The sequence below is a fragment of the Butyrivibrio proteoclasticus P6B7 genome (assembly GCF_000622085.1).
Taxonomy (GTDB): Bacteria; Bacillota; Clostridia; order Lachnospirales; family Lachnospiraceae; genus Butyrivibrio; species Butyrivibrio proteoclasticus_A.
Genome location: NZ_JHWL01000026.1, coordinates 20,542 through 37,598 on the forward strand (window position 1 = coordinate 20,542; position 17,057 = coordinate 37,598).

The 17,057-nt window shown below is 43.2% G+C and carries 14 protein-coding genes; all 14 read right to left on the minus strand.

Going from position 1 to position 17,057, the window contains the following annotated elements; genetic code table 11:
- Positions 1 to 43 precede the first annotated feature (43 nt).
- A complete protein-coding gene (rseP, locus tag T541_RS0113505; RefSeq protein WP_242840788.1) occupies positions 44 to 1,105 on the minus strand; it encodes an RIP metalloprotease RseP in 1,062 nt (353 codons plus the stop codon).
- Between the two features lie 20 nt (positions 1,106 to 1,125).
- Positions 1,126 to 2,283, minus strand: a complete 1,158-nt coding sequence (locus tag T541_RS0113510) for a 1-deoxy-D-xylulose-5-phosphate reductoisomerase (RefSeq protein WP_026653218.1) — start codon at positions 2,281 to 2,283, stop codon at positions 1,126 to 1,128.
- A gap of 141 nt (positions 2,284 to 2,424) precedes the next feature.
- Positions 2,425 to 3,249: a phosphatidate cytidylyltransferase gene (locus T541_RS0113515; protein ID WP_026653219.1), complete on the minus strand. Its 825-nt coding sequence runs from the start codon at positions 3,247 to 3,249 to the stop codon at positions 2,425 to 2,427.
- A gap of 27 nt (positions 3,250 to 3,276) precedes the next feature.
- Positions 3,277 to 4,002 (minus strand): isoprenyl transferase, encoded by a 726-nt coding sequence (locus T541_RS0113520; protein ID WP_026653220.1) that lies wholly within the window; start codon positions 4,000 to 4,002, stop codon positions 3,277 to 3,279.
- Positions 4,003 to 4,066: 64 nt separating this feature from the next.
- Positions 4,067 to 4,618 (minus strand): ribosome recycling factor, encoded by a 552-nt coding sequence (gene frr / locus T541_RS0113525; protein WP_026653221.1) that lies wholly within the window; start codon positions 4,616 to 4,618, stop codon positions 4,067 to 4,069.
- A gap of 17 nt (positions 4,619 to 4,635) precedes the next feature.
- Positions 4,636 to 5,331, minus strand: a complete 696-nt coding sequence (gene pyrH, locus T541_RS0113530) for a UMP kinase (RefSeq protein WP_026653222.1) — start codon at positions 5,329 to 5,331, stop codon at positions 4,636 to 4,638.
- A 47-nt stretch (positions 5,332 to 5,378) separates the two neighbouring features.
- Positions 5,379 to 6,359 carry a polymer-forming cytoskeletal protein gene (locus T541_RS21915; RefSeq protein ID WP_026653223.1) on the minus strand — a complete coding sequence of 327 codons (981 nt, stop codon included), beginning with the start codon at positions 6,357 to 6,359 and terminating at the stop codon, positions 5,379 to 5,381.
- 24 nt (positions 6,360 to 6,383) lie between these two features.
- Entirely contained in the window at positions 6,384 to 7,364 is a 981-nt protein-coding gene (locus T541_RS0113540) for a polysaccharide deacetylase family protein (protein ID WP_026653224.1), read from the minus strand.
- Positions 7,365 to 7,513: 149 nt separating this feature from the next.
- On the minus strand, positions 7,514 to 8,191 hold the full coding sequence (locus T541_RS0113545) for a hypothetical protein (protein WP_155839529.1): 678 nt from the start codon (positions 8,189 to 8,191) through the stop codon (positions 7,514 to 7,516).
- A gap of 118 nt (positions 8,192 to 8,309) precedes the next feature.
- A complete protein-coding gene (locus tag T541_RS0113550; protein ID WP_026653226.1) occupies positions 8,310 to 10,118 on the minus strand; it encodes an ArnT family glycosyltransferase in 1,809 nt (602 codons plus the stop codon).
- A gap of 17 nt (positions 10,119 to 10,135) precedes the next feature.
- The gene (locus T541_RS0113555) at positions 10,136 to 11,755 is read right to left on the minus strand and encodes a DUF5722 domain-containing protein (protein ID WP_026653227.1); all 1,620 of its coding nucleotides are present in this window, start codon (positions 11,753 to 11,755) and stop codon (positions 10,136 to 10,138) included.
- A gap of 62 nt (positions 11,756 to 11,817) precedes the next feature.
- Positions 11,818 to 12,570, minus strand: coding sequence for a tRNA pseudouridine(38-40) synthase TruA (truA, locus tag T541_RS0113560; protein WP_026653228.1), 753 nt, complete (start codon positions 12,568 to 12,570; stop codon positions 11,818 to 11,820).
- A 54-nt stretch (positions 12,571 to 12,624) separates the two neighbouring features.
- Positions 12,625 to 14,247: a hypothetical protein gene (locus T541_RS0113565; protein WP_026653229.1), complete on the minus strand. Its 1,623-nt coding sequence runs from the start codon at positions 14,245 to 14,247 to the stop codon at positions 12,625 to 12,627.
- On the minus strand, positions 14,234 to 17,008 hold the full coding sequence (locus tag T541_RS0113570; protein ID WP_026653230.1) for a YfhO family protein: 2,775 nt from the start codon (positions 17,006 to 17,008) through the stop codon (positions 14,234 to 14,236). Before T541_RS0113570 ends, T541_RS0113565 begins: the two co-directional genes overlap by 14 nt.
- Positions 17,009 to 17,057: the final 49 nt, after the last annotated feature.

Below are 17,057 nucleotides of genomic sequence, written 5' to 3' on the forward strand. Positions count from 1 at the left end.
GTCATGATCCTTTCAATTCGAAAAATCTCATCAAGTCTACATTTTATCTAGTGAACTTCGAAATATCATTGAACAGCACAAATACCATAAGTCCCAAAAGCGCGATCATTCCGATCATGTGAACGAAGCCTTCCTTCTCAGGTGGAACCGGCTTACCTACGATAACCTCGATGAACTGGAACACCAGTCTTCCGCCATCAAGGGCAGGAAGCGGCAACAGGTTCATAACACCAAGGTTAACTGATAAAAGAACTGTCAAAGACATCATGGTAAGAATAACCGCGGATATTCCGTAGGGTCTGACCTCTTCATAGGTATCATCCACGATCTTAACCATGCCTACAGGTCCAGATACATCGTCTTTGGAAAGCTTACCTCTTACAAGAAGGGCAAGGCTTCTATAGGTGGTCTTAAAATAGCTCCTGACCTCGTACCAGGCATACTTAAGAGCAGCAGGGCCCTTGATCTCGCCATATTCACCGATCATAACACCCATATAGTAACGGGCATCCTCTTCGCTGTACTTAGGAGTAAGGACAGTCTTAAGCTTCTCTCCGTTTCTCTCATAGACAATCTTCATTGGAGTCCCCTCCGCAAATTGGGAGATCAGGATAACCTCTGAAGACATATAAACCTTCTCGCCATCAATACTGATGATCTTATCCCCTGGCAAAAGACCTGCCTCATCAGCGGCAGAATCCTCAAGAATTCCATTTACAACAGGGAAATTCCAGGCTGAAAAGCTAACCAGAATAACAGCAAGAATATAAGCGATTATAAAGTTGGCAAAGGGACCGGCAAATAATGTGGCAATCCTTCTCCAAACAGGAGCGTTTAAGAAGGAATGCTCATCGTAATTAGCCCTCTCCTCTTCAACAGGATCCATGCCGTCAAATACGCAGGCACCGCCGATAGGAAGGAGCTTAATGCTGTAGAGGGTCTCTCCCTTTTGCTTCTTCCAAAGAGTTGGTCCCATTCCTACAAAGAATTCATTAACCCTTATTCCGCCAGTCTTAGCCACGATGAAATGCCCAAATTCGTGGGATGTAACCAGTATTCCAAATATCAAAAAGAAAATAAAAATGCTTATTATTGTGCTACTCAATTCTTAAATCCCCCTGGGTATCAGATAAGACCATATTTGCTGCCAAGGAACTCGTAGGTATCCTTCTCAGCAGCCAAAATAGCGTCCACATCAGGATTATCAATTCTGTTATGACGCTCCATTGCTTCCTCAATCATGTCGTAGATCTCAAGGTAACGAATATCTCCCTTAAGGAATCTCTTAACTGCCATCTCGTTGGCAGCGTTAAATACTGTTGGCATGCTGCCTCCAGTATAGGCTGCATCAAAAGCAAGCTTAAGACCTCTAAAGGTCTCAATATCAGGCTTCTCAAATGTAAGGCTGTGAAGCTCGAACAGGTCAAGTCTCTTCTCCGCCATAGGTCTTCTGTCTGGGTAAAAGAGCGCGTACTGAATAGGAAGCTTCATATCAGGCACACCAAGCTGAGCGATCACTGCGCCGTCAACGTACTGAACAGCACTGTGAACGATACTCTGTGGGTGAACCAGAACCTGGATATTATCAAGGCTTACGTCAAATAGCCATCTGGCCTCCATGACTTCAAGGCCCTTATTAACAAGGGATGATGAATCGATGGTAACCTTAGGTCCCATATCCCAGTTAGGATGCTTAAGAGCATCTGCAGCTGTCATATTTGCCAGCTCTTCTCTCTTCTTACCTCTGAAAGGACCACCACTGGCTGTAAGTAAGATCTTTTCAACCTTGTCTCTAGGCTCTCCGTTAAGAGACTGGAAAATAGCGCTATGCTCACTATCTACTGGGAGAATAGCTACATTCCTCTCCTTGGCAAGAGGCATGATAATATGGCCTGCGCAGACTAATGTCTCCTTATTGGCAAGGGCAATGTCTTTGCCAGCCTCAATAGCTCTGATTGTAGGCTGAATGCCGATCATACCTACAACTGCTGTAAGAACTGTGTCAGCCTCAGGAACGGATACGATCTCAAGAAGTCCCTCCATTCCGCTGTAGACCTTAACTTCAAGGTCCTTGATCCTGTCAGCCAGGTCCTTAGCTGCAGCCTCATCGTACATGCACACGTACTTAGGCGCAAACTCTCTAACCTGAGCCTCAACTTCGTCAACACGCCTGTTAGCCGCAAGTCCTATAACCTTAAGCTCTGTATTATTATTACGTACTACGTCCAGAGTCTGTGTTCCAATTGACCCTGTACTTCCAAGTAAAACTAAATTTCTTTTCATTTTTCCATCCTTTTTCTTACACAGATAGTCTATTCTAATATACCACTAACCAGGTCTTTTTCCTAGAGATGAAAAACCGTGAAAAAGCCCATAAAAATCCCCCTAAGCCGCCAATTCTAAGGCTTGCTTAAGGGGTATTAATCAAATAACAAATGGAAAAAGAACTGCCACTAAAAAGTAGATACATGGTATTACGAAGATTACACTGTCGAACCTGTCCATAATACCGCCATGACCAGGAATAAGTGTACCGTAATCCTTAATGTCATGGTTACGCTTGATACCTGATGCAAGAAGATCACCAAGCTGAGCGATAATGGAAGCTACAAAGGCTATGATGGCCATGATGAAGTACAATCTGGTGCTATCAAGTACATAGATTCTAAGTACATGGGCATAAATAACGCCCACCAGAACACTTCCAAGTACGCCGCCAATTGCGCCCTCCACCGTCTTCTTAGGTGAAAGCTTAGGTACAAGCTTGTGTTTACCAAAGGTCCTTCCAGCAAAGTATGCACAGGTATCACAAACCCATGCCAGGAATGGAAGCCATGCAAGATACTGTCCGTATGGTCTGATTCTTAACAGATAGACAAAAGACATGTTAACCGGAGCATAAACAAAGCAGAAAAATGCTGTTATTGCCTGGGTAGAAGTAAACTTTGGAAAACAAAGAACGTAACACACCATTATCAAAAAGAACGCAAACATAATGGAGAATACGTAGTATCTATAGTCTCCGCAAAGTATCATCTGTATATAATGTACTACGATAGAAGCATAACCACAGGCTTCTATTGGACTTAGCTTAACGCCCTCCTTGTGGATCCCGGTTGCTCTGCACAGCTCAAAGAAGCTGATAAAGGAAACTACAAACAAAGTTCCTGCAAGCACATATCCACCGGTAAGAAGAACTCCGGCTAAGACAAGTACAATTATGATTCCACTGATTACTCGTGTTTTCAATATAAAATACCAGCCTTAAATAATTGATTAGATCTGGTCCTTTTTAAGACCACCAAATTTACGATTCCTGTTACCATAGGACTCAATAGCCTTGATAAGCTCAGCCTTGTTAAAATCAGGCCATGCCACAGGAGTGTAATAAAACTCTGTATAAGCACACTGCCATAACAGATAGTTAGAAATACGCTGCTCATTGCAGGTCCTGATAAGAAGATCAGGATCTGGAAGGAAATTGGTATCCAGGTTCTCAGCGATCATCTGCTCTGTAATATCCTCTGGAGCAAGGTCTCCTGCCTTAACCTTCTTAGCCACCTTCCTGACAGCTCTTGTGATCTCATCTCTACTTCCATAGTTGATGGCGATAGTAAAGGTAAGACCTGTGTTGCCCGCTGTAGCCTCCTCAAGCTCATTGATAGCAGCCTGGATATCTGGAGAAAGAGCACTTCTCTCACCGATAACACGGCAGCGAACATTGTTCTTCATAGATTTTTTGATACTGGTCTTAAGATAGTTCCTAAGAATAGTCATAAGAGCAGAAACCTCTGCCTCAGGACGGGTCCAGTTCTCTGTAGAAAAAGCATAAACAGTAAGGTACTTGATTCCAAGATCTCTTGCATCCACAAGAATGTCCTCTACTGCCTTAGCTCCCTGCATATGACCATAATTACGGGGCATGCCCTTGGCCTTAGCCCATCTTCCGTTACCGTCAAGTATTATAGCCACATGTTCAGGAATATTTGTAATCTCATCCATAATAAAAATCCCATTTCATGAGATAGGTGCCAAATCATCTTTGGCACCTACATCAATTTAATCATTATACTGTCATTACTTCTTTATTCTTGTCTTCAACAGCTGCATCAATATCCTTGATGAACTTGTCTGTAATCTTCTGGAGCTCGTCGTTAAGATCGTTGATCTCATCCTCTGATACGTCTGAGCCCTTAAGCTTCTTAAGAGCGTCGTTACCATCACGTCTTACGTTTCTGATAGCAACCTTAGCGTCCTCACCCTTCTTGCGGATATCCTTAGCAAGCTCTTTTCTTCTTTCCTCAGTAAGCTCTGGGAAAACAAGTCTGATTACAGCACCGTCATTACTTGGTGTGATACCAAGATCTGATGTCATAAGGGCTTTCTCGATATCCTTAATAAGAGTCTTATCCCAAGGTGCGATCTGGATGATACGAGCCTCTGGAACTGATACGTTACCAACCTGCTGGATTGGTGTAGGTGTTCCATAGTAATCAACCTTAATCTTATCAAGAACATGTGGATTAGCTCTTCCTGCTCTGATTGATGCAAGCTCTTCCTTAAGGAAATCAAGAGACTTCTGCATCTTATCGTTATATTCTTTTAACCTTTCATTCATGCCTTTTTCCTCCATTGTCAGTCTGTAGTGACTGTAGTTCCGTTAAATTCGCCCTTAGCCGCCTTAATAATGCTATTCTCTTCCTGAAGAGCAAATACTCTCATAGGAACCTTGTTGTCCCTTGCAAGAATAGATGCTGTCATGTCTACAACCTGAAGATTGTTAGCAATTACGTCATTGATAGAAACTACATCATATCTCTTTGCATTTGGATTCTTGGCTGGGTCACTGTCGTAAACGCCATCCACTGCCTTAGCAAGAAGGATATAGTCTGCTTCCACTTCGATTGCTCTAAGCACTACGCCTGTATCTGTTGAGAAATATGGATGTCCTGTTCCACCAGCAAAGAATACAACCATATTATGAGCAAAGTACTTGTTGGCGCGATCCTTGGAGAATAACTTGGTAAAAGAGCCACACTCAAAAGGAGTTAAGATGTTGGTCATCATGCCCTCACTTCTGAAGATCTCAGATACATAAATGCAATTCATGATAGTTGCAAGCATGCCGATCTGATCAGCCTTTACTCTGTCGATGTTCTCACTGGTTCTGCCTCTCCAGAAGTTACCACCGCCAATAACGATACCAACCTGAGTACCATTATCAACCAGTTCCTTAACCTGAAGAGCAACCTTTCTGACGGTCTCCTCATCGAAGCCTGTCTTCTTGTCGCCTGCAAGTGCCTCACCACTAAGCTTTAATAATATTCTCATAACTACTCCATTTATAAATATTTATCTTCTAAAAGACCTTAGACAGATTATCTGTTCTTAAGTGTCTCAAAGAACTCTGATGGATTAACATCAGCATATGCCTGTGAGCACATACCTTCGATAACAGCACCATTGTTGATCTGTACTGACTGAGACTTGATGTTACCCATAACGATAGCTGTTGTATCAAGAACAACTGGGCCGTGTACGTCGATGTCGCCCTTTACAGCGCCTGCAATAACTGCGCTTGATCCAAAGATGTTACCAACGATAACTGTGCTCTGGCCAACCTTAACGCTGCCCTTACTCTTAACTTCACCAGTGATTCTAGCTGACTCAGCGTAAATCTCTGCAGCCTCTGAATCTCCTGCGATCTCTCCTGTTACATTAAGCTTACCAAGACACTTGATGTTACCTGTGATCTTACCAATAAGATCAAGTGATCCTGTAGTCTGAAGGTCACCAGTAATGACCATACCTTCTGTTATGCTGGCTGTCTCATCTGTAGGTGTCTGCTGTTCAAAATCCATAGTTTCATTCCCCCCGTTGTAAGTATTATTATCAGCAGTTGCAACAGGTGCCTGTGCAACATACTCATCAATATGTGACTCGCTGATAGCCTCGATGGCACTCATTGGCTCATCCTTTACTATCTCGTCCTTAGTCTGCTCCTCGATCTTCTCCTCGAGTTCTCTGATTTCCTCAGCCTCTTTTGACTCTTCAGTCTCTTCTGGCTCCTCCACCTCTTCTACTTCAGGCTCCTGTATTGGCTCCTCTGTAACCTCCACTGCAGGCTCCTCTTCTGTAGCTTCTTCAGTGTCCTCTTCCACCTCTTCCTTAGCCTCATCAAGCTTGATGTCGTCGAGGCGGTTAAGCATGCTGTCAATATCAACCTTTTCTACTTTTACTTCTTCCTTGGTTTCCTCAGCCTCGGAATTCTCATCCTCTGGCATCAAAGTATTAACAGCTTGGGAAAGATCAGTCTTCAGCCCAGATAAGTCACTCTTAAGCTCAGAAAAAAATCCCATTTTGCGTCCTCCATTCGCATTTCCTTAATATTTGATATGTTGAACCGGTAACGTGTCGTCCGTTATCGGAACTATCACTGTGTCATCCATTGCCAGGATCGCTTCTATGATCTCAGGAAGAGCCTCGACTGTACTCTTCTTGTCAGCTGCGTCATGTAAAAGAACTACGCAGTGCTTGAACCTTGGCACGTTGCTAACGATATTGTTGTAGATAGTCTCCTTGGTGGCTCCCGCTCTGTCATCACCTGCAGATACGTTCCAGTCAAAGAAGGTAACATCTGCATCATCCAGAACTGATACAAAATCAGTCATAGGAACCTTGCTCACATCATTGGATGAGCCTCCGGGAAATCTATAATACTTGCTCCAGACTCCGGTGGTGTTCACCAAAAAGAGTCTTAGCTGCTCGAAATCTTCTGAAAATGCATCCACAGAGGAATAGAGAGTGCTATATTTGTGACTATAAGAGTGCATTCCAAGAGTGTGCCCCTCATCCACTATTCTCTTGTAGACATCTGTATATCTCGCATCAGGTTTACCACAAACAAAGAATGTGGCCTTAACATCGTATTCAGCCAGTATATCAAGTATATCATTAGTTGAAGAGCTTGGGCCATCATCAAAGGTAAGATATACATATCTCACACCCTCGATATCTTCCGGGTTCTGAGCACCACTAAGATCTACGATTGCCATATCGCTCTCAAAGTCTTCCTCATAAACCGGCTCTTCAAAGGCTGAACTGCCAAGACTTGCCAGTGCATCTCCAGAATCAGAACCGGCCAGGATCTCCATCTCTGTGCCGAAGCGACCTCTGTACCATTCAAGGTCTGCCTGAGACTGGGCATACGCAGTAGAAAGTCTGTCACATTTAATTGCCAGGATCACGCAAATACAGGTGGGAATCAAACAGGACGCAATAACTGCACCAACAATTAGTTTGCGCAGTCGTGCAATACGCTTACTATACGTTTTCTTCTTGCTCCCCTCTTTCCCCGATGTCATGTGAAATCTTCTTTCATACTAAGAATGTGTGTAACCAATGTAAAGTATAGCATATTATCGCGAACTCAAAAAGACAAAAAACAGAAAAACCTGTTACTACTTACGATTTTCTTACGTAAATAGTAACAGGTTTTATTTTCAATAAGCCGTTAGTCGTTTAACGCCACTTCACAAGCACAGGTGTATGTAAGGATGTAATCATCGTATGAAGTTGTGTTATATCCTATAACCTGAGAATTGGTGCTGCCTCCGTGGAAGGTGCATCCGTTGTCTGCGATATTTACTGTATCAAAGCCAACTGCCTTTCCATTCTTGAGGAACACTGTTCTCACTCCAACGCTGTCCACATCAAACTGGGAATAATTGGTGGCTGATACTTCGATAAGCTTTCCTTCAGCCTCTGCGCTGACATCTACTGAAGAATATGAGCAGTTATCTGCACTCTTAACACTGATGTCGTAGTCGTAGTTCTTAACTCCCTGAATTCTCTCATTTCTAAACTGTCCGTAGATAATGAACTGCTGACCCTTCTTAACGGCATCTGTGTAGTCATTGACCTTGTAGAGAGCATTTCCGCTTCCATCAAGGGCTGTGAAATCAGCATCTACAGAAAGATCTATCTCTGAATTGTTCTGGGCTACCAGAACATAATACGTAAAAAATCCTGATACATCAGGAATAACATATTCATTTTGGATAAGGATATCACTTGCAGAAGGCTCATATGCATAGGCTACATGGGGTGTTTTGTTAATTCCACACGCTAAAAGAAGCATTCCCATTGTAATCATGCATGCGACCATAACAGAAAAAATCCGTTTTTTCATAACCGTTTCCCTCCAAAAAGAATTTTTAAGACTGTAAATATATTATCCAAGAAAAACGGTCAGAAATATAGTGGCAAAGCCCATATTTAATGCATTTTTAAGCTTTCTAAACTATTTATTAATTTGCACTTTGGTATACAACTTTATACCCACCAAAGTCCTCTACGGTGTACCCTTCTGCCCCATCAAACAGTGCCTGTTCAGCCGCAGAAATAACGAATACTGTGTCCTGGTACTCCTCAGAGAGCACGTCCTCTGGCAGATCGTCAAATACGAAATTACCAAAGCTCTGTGCTACGCGGAATTCAGCGTATGGGTCCTTATAAACCACAGTTGAGCTGAACTTCCTTGGATCGTAGTTGGTGTAATAAAGCGCGATTATGTAAGGTGATGACAGGCCATCATAGGTTGAGTAGATCTGGCGCTCATCTCCAGCCACCTGGTATGCTCTCTTCACAGCATCTCCGTAGGTTGGCATATAGATACTGATAACTGTAGAGTTAAAGCCTGTAAAGTAGTCCTTGGCAAAGGAAACACTTGCCAGAAGCACGATTGTCACCAGTACCCCATATAACTTCTTCTCATTCTCGAATACAAAGCAGATACCCCTTACAAAGAAGTAGCAAAGAGGCAGGAAAATCATGACCATCCTGCTGATATCTGCCTTGATCAGTAGTGAAAAGATAAATGCGGATACGAAAAGTGAGAACCACACTGCGTTGTTGATCATCCTCTGGTGCTCAGACACGTCGCTGTCTGACATTGCCACTGCAAAGTAATTCCTTCTCTTCTCCTTCTCAAAAATGCCCTTAAAGAACTCCACTGCTCCGATTCCAATTCCAATACAGGTAATAGGGAATGTGAACTCAAACAGCGTAGCATAGCCCTTCACATAGTGACAGAGCATATCTGAATCATCGCCTATAGTAAGGATTTTAAACAGTGTCTTGATATTGCGCCAAAGCTGGCTAAGTATAGTACTGTCAAAGGTCAGGAACACCTCCTCCTGCCTTGAAGCTGTAAATTTGTTAAAAGAAATAAAGCTGGTAACAATCTCTGGAAACCCCAGATAGTTAATGCAGTAGAACACAAGGAGCGGCGCAAACACAATAAGGAAGGCAACAATTGAAGCCACCAGCTGTGAAACCCTTATATTCCTTGTTCTAAGCAGGTATACAGACATGATGATAAGGTGAAGTGGCACCACTATTGTAGCTGAGCCATAGCTGTACATACAGATTCCGTACATGATGGAGCTTAAGATAAAAAGAGCTGTCCTCTTCTTCCTGCAGGCTCTCATAAACAGGTAGGTAGCAAGGCCCAGAGTAAAAGGCATAATGTTACTATCAAGGCTCCATCTTGAAAGGATAACGTGCCATGGGCAGATTGCCAGGAAAAATGTACCACAAAGAGTGAGAACATTTCTGTAATAGCTGAATCTATCTGAAGAAAAGGTCTCTTTTAACACAAGATAAAAAACGAATACTGTAAGGATTCCCAGAATTGCAGGAATAAGGCGCAGCTTAAAGACGCCGGTTCCAAAGAACCAGACAGATACTGCGTTAAGATAAATAAGAAGTGGGCTTCCACCGCCGCATCCAAAGGTTATTGGATAAACAGGATAAGCATAGCCGTTTCTGTCTATTCCAAAATAAGAAAGGCTGTAGGCTTCGTAGCCAATTGAGGCTTCGTCTGCCTGAAGGCCATAGGGAATGCTTCCCAGCTTATACAGGCGCAAAAAGGCTGCAATAAGCATTATCACAAAGAGAATTGTCCTGTGAACGTATGGATTGTCTAAAGGATTCTCATAGTTCTTTTTGACATAATAGGGGTCAGTGGACCTCTTATAGTAAATAATAATGGCTGCTGCACCAATAATGATGCAGGCAGCCATAGCTATATAATTGTAATAGTCAATTATTCTCATTTGTGATTCCCCAACTATTATCTGGCGTGCATGGCAGCATTCCAGTCGGTGATACCGGCATAGGCTGCGGCTCTTTGAATATAGGCACCAGCATTAGCCCCGTTCATCTGCTGATAGAATTCAAACGCCAGCTTTCTTGTACCATCCTGTCTTGTAAGACCAACAGCCAGGCCCTGGTTAACCTCCACAGGGTAATCGGTCTGTCTGTTAAAGATGATCATCTTGATGTACTGATTGGTTACTGCTCTTTGATAAGCATATACAATGGCTGTAGCCTGAGCCTCTTCTCCCTGAGTTGAGGAATAGCCCACCTCTGTAAGAAGAATAGGTCTGACAGCGCCCTTTGTGTTTCTCATGCCCTGCTGACACATGAAATCTGTCAGCTGCTCTATATTTTCCATTGAAATATAAGGTGTGTCAATATTGTGCTGGATCATGCTGGCTGCCTTCTCGTTCTTAGGAGTCCAGAAGCTGGTCCAGTTCATAGGATAATTGTATGGATGCTCTGCAAGGCACCAGTCAAAGTTACCCTGGGCGATAATAACCGCATTCATGGTCTCCATAAGGCTTCTTGCTGAGAAGTAGTTAGCATTGTTGATGCTGGTCCAGTTCTGATCGAAGCTGCAGCATACATAAGCGTTGGCATTTCTACTCTTGATGGCATTATAGCAAACTCTGAGGGAATCTGCATACAACTGAGCATAGGTGCCGATATCCATGTTACTTGCGTAGTTCCAGACGTTCTTGGCATTAACTTCGTTGCCGATTACCCAGTTATCAACCTGTCCAAAGCCGTTCTGACCGTTGTATCTCCAGGCAAGGAAAGAAACTACTGCTTCAAGGTACTCAAGACCTGTATCCTCAGAGGTATTCATCAAATAATAACTGCATCTGCCAAGACCGCCCCTTGCGTATGGAGAGATCATGAACTCCTCTCCCTTTGCATAAGGATTGAGAAGAACCATGGTCATGCCCATGCCCTGTGAGGTGCTGGTCCTTACACAGTGATCATACTGGCTAAGATATGATGAATCAAAGTGATAGGTCTTTCCGTTATATTCATAGGCAACCTGTGAGTTGCCGCCGATTACATCCTCAAGATTGATGTTATATGCGCCCTGCTGAACTCCAAGAGTAACAGACTCTGTGTTGCCGTTACCGATCTTGGCTCCATCGAGAATAAGGCCCTTCTTGCCGTTATTCTTACGGGCTGGTGAAGATGTGGCAAGGGCTTCAGGATTGGTGATATACCTGGCTCCTGTAACCGCAACAAAGGCTCCACCCTGCTTAACTGCAACCTGGAACTTGTCATAGAGATGGCAGGAAGTTGTCTTGTACTCCAGAGGAACTGTAAAGGAAACGCTTGCCCCGATAGGTGCAGACGCTACAGGCGCTCCCGCTGGACCTGCCTGATAAACTTTTTCTGCGAATAAATAGAACTGTCCATCATCGCTGGATGGAAGGTCAGATGCGCTGACATTTACTACTACGTTAGATCCTGCGATAGATGCAGAGCCGATTGAAACTGCGCCAGTTCCAGCGGCCTGTGAACTCACACCGCACTTAGAAAAGGCACTTAGTACTACTACCGCGCCAAGAACGGTACCTAGAAGTGCTGAAAAGATTCTCTTTGTCATTGTTAACCCCTCATTTTATATAGTTGTACTCTAATGATAACTAATCTCAGTCTAAAAGACAATCAGTAATCCACCTTCATCATGCATAAACCCTCGGGTCTGGCAGTTGGACCAGCCTTTTGTCTGTCACAGGCTTCAAGAATACCCTTCATTTCCAGAGGTTCTATGTTGCCATAGCCCACCTCAAGCAGGGTCCCAGTAAGGATTCTTACCATGTTCTGCAAAAAGCCGTTTCCGTGAAAATAGAACCTGATATAGTTACCACTTTCCTCAATCTTAATATTGTCTACGTTCCTGACTGTAGACTTTTTCATCTTGGTATTACCACAAAAGCTCTTGAAATCATGTGTTCCGATGAGATACTGTGCAGCATCCTCCATCCGCTTCACATCTGGCTTCTGGGGAAGTACAGTAACATACTTCCTGTCAAAGACTGGTTTGGACAGACCATACCAACATGTATATCGGTAAGTTTTGCCCAAAGCATTATATCTGGCGTGGAATCTGTCGGAGCACACCTTAACGTCATTGACACTGATGTCCTCAGGAAGATAGGTGTTGGCGTAGGTCATGATCTCTTCCTCAGTCATATCGGTATCAAGGACAACGTTGGCGATCATACCCCTTGCGTGAACGCCGGCGTCAGTCCTTCCACAGCCTATAACATCAACGTGCTCTCCTTCGGTCATACCCACCATCTTGGAGAAAACGCTCTCAAGCTTTCCCTGAATTGTCATATCCTTCCCAGGCTGTCTCTCCCATCCAAAGAACCTGGTGCCATCATAGCTTATGGCCAGCTTATAATTTCTTTTCATAATCGGTACCTTCTCTTATTATCAGAAATCACCGCCCTTAGCGTGATTTAAGTCTTATTCAGCGTTACTGATGGCGTAAATGTAGTCATCCATATTCTCAAAGGAATAGATATAGGCGCTGTCTGTTCCATAAACCAGGTGGTCAGAAAGCTTGAAAATATCTGCTGAATAGGTGTTACCAAGATCATAATCCCTTGCACTTACAAGAACAAAGAATCTGCCCTCAGGAAGAGCCCTGGTGTGATCCATACTCTGAAGCCACTCATACTCATTGGAAAGGTCATCCAAGTGGTCGATGCTCTTAACTGTGTGCATGTCGATCCTACCATCAGTAAGGGCAATAACAACGTTACTGGACCAGAACATGGCAAAGCCATCTGTATAATCTGTGTCCTTAAGCCACTCAATGGCATCTACGATATCGTAATCCTGATAGATATCATCAGGGTTAGGGTCTGCATAAACTGAAACGCTGGCAAGAGCTATAGAAAGAGCTACAAAGGAAGCCACTACGCTCTTATAGGTTCTAAAGTAATCAAAGTCTTCTGATCTTATCTCCATGGCAAGGACCACCAGGATATAAGGAATAACTGGAAGCCAGTAATAAACATAATACTTATAGCTGCAGGAAAGAGTCACTACAGTTATAAGAGTAAGAACGCCCACATATGTAAGGAACAGCTGAACAACCTTATCAAATCCTGCAAATCTCTTATAAACTCTTACAATACTTACAACAATAAGAACCACAAGAAGGAAGTTGAGGCAGTTGATGATACCCTGCCAGCTTACAAAGTTAACATTGGCATGCCATCCAAACAATGTAAGGGCATCTGTCAGTGTATTCATGAAGCCATCAAAGGAGAAGTCCTTCCAAAGCTCTCTAAACTGATCCTGGAACTGATATTCCTTGGAAAGGATGTTCCTGTTAACGAAAAGGCCAATTACTGCAAAAAGAAATGCCACAAAGGATGTGACAAGCACAAAGAGTGCCTTGGAAAGGCCCTTTCCATCACTATCCTGTCCCTTGAACTTGTTGTAATGAGCATAGACAAGAATAAGTAAGCCTGTGGCAAATAAAGGCGCATAGCAGATCATAAGAAGTCTTACGCCACCAAGGCCGGCCACAAAGGCAAGCACTGCTAAAAGAGCTATCTTAACTATTCTACCGATTCCCTTGCCACCCTTTACGATGCCAAAGAAAAGTCCCATAGATACAAAGGCAATAATGAAATAGGTAACGTAGGACTGACCAAAGGTCACAATTCTTACATACCACTGTGAGAAAGGCCATGTAAGGATAGATGCAGCTAGAATGCCCTCTTCCTTAAGTCCTGCGCTGGCTGTCATGTAGATAAAGCTCGCCACAATAAGCACAAGGAAGATCACTGCAGCTACCAGTCTTACCATGAGATAGTTCTCAGGCCAGATGTAGAAAAGAAGCTTGTACACAAGCTGAGTATGGATAACGTGAAGCTCTGTGGAATAGAACCAGTTCTTACTAAGGATTCCTCCCTCCTGTGACAGGAGCTTACCAAGGATCATGTCCGAAGCAATATCACTGTTCTCCATATAGAAGTCCTTGTTGTAAATAAGAATAAGGGTAAGGATTGCCCCCAGAACCATGAATACCCATGGTAAAAACTTAAGAATAGACTTCTGTTTATTTGCCTGCATTTTTCTTTTCCTCCACCCTGATAAGGATAATAAACGCGATAATTCCAAGTATTGTAAGAATCAGTCCAAGAGTAAGTCCTGGAGTGTGATACTTAAGTGTAATCTGATGAGAGCCCTCATCAAGTTTAAGAGCCATCCACATGGTGTTGGCCTTATAAATATCTGTCTTAACGCCGTCAACATAAGCTGTCCAGCCCTTTGAGTAAGGAATAGTAAGGCATACTACTCCCCTGTCCTTAAGGGTAATATCGCCGGTAACGGTATTAGTAGCGTAGGATATAGGATTCTTGTTAAGTTCAATGTTCTCAAGCATATCCTCTGAAAGAACCTGAACCTGATTTGCAAATCCCTCAAGAGGCTGACAGTAAACACCAAGATTATCAAAGGTATATACGCCGTCTCTATAGAAGCTGATCACGATCTCATCCATGGCAACTCCGCCATAGCCCATGTTTACAGCATAGTCGTGCCAGTCACTGTAGAACTGGTTCTCTTCTGTCTTGTACCAGATCTGCTTCTTGGTAAATTCCTGTCCCTGAGTGTAGCAGACCACATCCATAAGAGGATAATCATTGTCAGATTCTACGTAGAAGTCATCAAGTCTAAGGTAGGTCTCGCAGTTTGCAGCTCCGCTAAACTTAATGTGAACTGAAGAGCCTCCCTTGGCTGTCCACTTGCCATCCTCAACCACAACGTCGCCTTCACCTGTAATCTCGCAAGGAACCTCATAGGAGCTGATCATAACCTCAGCCTCCGGATATGAAGCATCGTCCTCATCAAGAACGATTCCATACAAAAGAGCTTCCTGTCTCTCCACCTGGCTCATGCCATCGTAAAGGCTCTTGGGGATCACGTTGTAGTAGGTGTATCCAAGAGATAAAGGTGTTGTGTTCTTAAACACAGCAAAGTTGTATTTGTCATACAGATGAGTAAAGCCATAAGGAACAAACCTCTGCTCCTCTTCTGTGTTAAATCTAAGAGAATAATACTTAACACCAGCAAGGGTATTAAGGATTGCTCTGTCATCCAAAGCAAAATAAGCAAAGTTCTGCTGGTCGTTGTTACCCATTTCCTTGAAATAGTCAGAAACAACGCCATTAGCAAGGCTCCAGTAGAACTGGGTTGATGAGATACCGTCGATAAGGGAAGCATTCCAGACAAGGTCTCTTCCAGAGTATCTGTAGAAGCTGTTCTTATCCACGCCCTCTGATTCTGCAGCCTCTTCCACAGCCTGAACCTCAGTGCTTTCAAGAAGAATATGCATCTGCTCTGTATCGATATCAGCGTAGTACTCACCTATCATATTGCCCTTTTCAGGAGCGTAGGCATAGTAGCCATTAAGTACGATTCCCACAAGGCAAAGTGCCAGTATAAGTGACTGCCCAATGGTCTTGATAGCTCTTTTATCTGCGTTAAAGAGACTTGTGATAATACAGATAACGCCGCCTATTCCCATAAGAATAAGCTCTGCTCTTGAGTTCTCAAAGTCGCTTCCAAGATTACCTGTGAGCTTGCACACCAAAATAAAGACTGCAGCCAGCACCACTAGGGCAATGATCTCAGCCCTTTTAAGATTAAAGAGATCCTCCCACATATCAACCAGCATGAATGCTGCAAAAAGAGCAAATGCAAAGGTCCATCTGTTGATAACGTAAGCAAAGCCTGTAAGAGCGTATCCGCAGAAAGGTATTGATACGAAGGCTGTAAGTATAAGGCCAATTACAAAGAGCTGAAGGTTGTTCTTCTTATTGGCATTGTTCTTAGTAATAAGAGCCTTAATGATCAGCATGAACAGGGCAAGAAGGATTATGCCGTGGAAGCCGATCTGTGTATCATAAAGGCCGTGATAAACAAAGGAATAGAAGTTCCTGATAAGCTGGTCATAGTACTCTTTGCTATACAAAAGAGAGAATGTAATCCCTGTGTTGGTACGTGGATTAGCAGGGAATGCAAATATAACAGGAAGCAGTATCACCATGGACATCACTGTTCCTATAACGCCAGCGATAGCAAACTTTCCGATAGTCTTGCCCCAGCTTGCAAAGTCCTTGCCATAGCTAAAGGCTGCTCTGACGATGCAATATACAACTGTTAAAAGAACTATCATGTAAAAGAAGAAGAAATTGTTAGTGCCTGCAAGGAAAATTGCAAAGGCAAAGAAGGAGCTCTTTTCCTCTCTGAAGATCTTCTCAGCGCCAAGGATAACCAGTGGCATGTAGATCATTGGGTTGGCAAAATATGGATGCCAGATTCCAAGGAACATGTAAAAGGTACAAAGGGAATAGGTGAACATTCCCGCCATTACTGCCACTTTGGAAGCCTTTGGTCTTAAATAGAACACAAGGGCTGAAAAGGTAATGCCTGCAATATAAGGTCTAAGCAGCATAGCAGCCTGGAAGTAAATGTAGATATACTCGTTAGGCACAAGGGCTGCTGGGATATTAAGGATATCGCCAATAGCATAATACTGAAGTGTTGGATAAATGTCTGTTCCATAGCCCATTCCAAAGGAAAAGGTCTGAATATCAAGGCTGTGGTCTGTGAAAAGGTGATATATGATGCCTCTCATCCACTTAGCATAATAAGCAAGGGCTTTGATATGCTGCCTGAAGGCATCTGCTGTATTGATAAGTGATACGTTGTTCTTAAAGAAATGTCCAAAGACCGCCCACACCATCAGGGCAAAAAGACAAGTATACGCAAAATAAAAAAAGCAGAACTTAAGTGTAAGTGTCTGCTTTTTATTAGAATTCTTTTTCAAAATATGATCCTCCAGAACTAAATAAAAACTTACACAAGAAGATTATACT

Coding starts and splice junctions, on each gene's coding strand:
- T541_RS0113510 (WP_026653218.1), bottom strand. CDS start 2,283: ATGAAAAGAAATTTAGTTTTACTTGGAAGTACAGGGTCAATTGGAACA.
- T541_RS0113540 (WP_026653224.1), bottom strand. CDS start 7,364: ATGACATCGGGGAAAGAGGGGAGCAAGAAGAAAACGTATAGTAAGCGT.
- T541_RS0113520 (WP_026653220.1), bottom strand. CDS start 4,002: ATGGATGAGATTACAAATATTCCTGAACATGTGGCTATAATACTTGAC.
- truA (WP_026653228.1), bottom strand. CDS start 12,570: ATGAAAAGAAATTATAAGCTGGCCATAAGCTATGATGGCACCAGGTTC.
- T541_RS0113545 (WP_155839529.1), bottom strand. CDS start 8,191: ATGAAAAAACGGATTTTTTCTGTTATGGTCGCATGCATGATTACAATG.
- T541_RS0113555 (WP_026653227.1), bottom strand. CDS start 11,755: ATGACAAAGAGAATCTTTTCAGCACTTCTAGGTACCGTTCTTGGCGCG.
- pyrH (WP_026653222.1), bottom strand. CDS start 5,331: ATGAGAATATTATTAAAGCTTAGTGGTGAGGCACTTGCAGGCGACAAG.
- T541_RS0113550 (WP_026653226.1), bottom strand. CDS start 10,118: ATGAGAATAATTGACTATTACAATTATATAGCTATGGCTGCCTGCATC.
- T541_RS0113565 (WP_026653229.1), bottom strand. CDS start 14,247: ATGCAGGCAAATAAACAGAAGTCTATTCTTAAGTTTTTACCATGGGTA.
- T541_RS21915 (WP_026653223.1), bottom strand. CDS start 6,359: ATGGGATTTTTTTCTGAGCTTAAGAGTGACTTATCTGGGCTGAAGACT.
- frr (WP_026653221.1), bottom strand. CDS start 4,618: ATGAATGAAAGGTTAAAAGAATATAACGATAAGATGCAGAAGTCTCTT.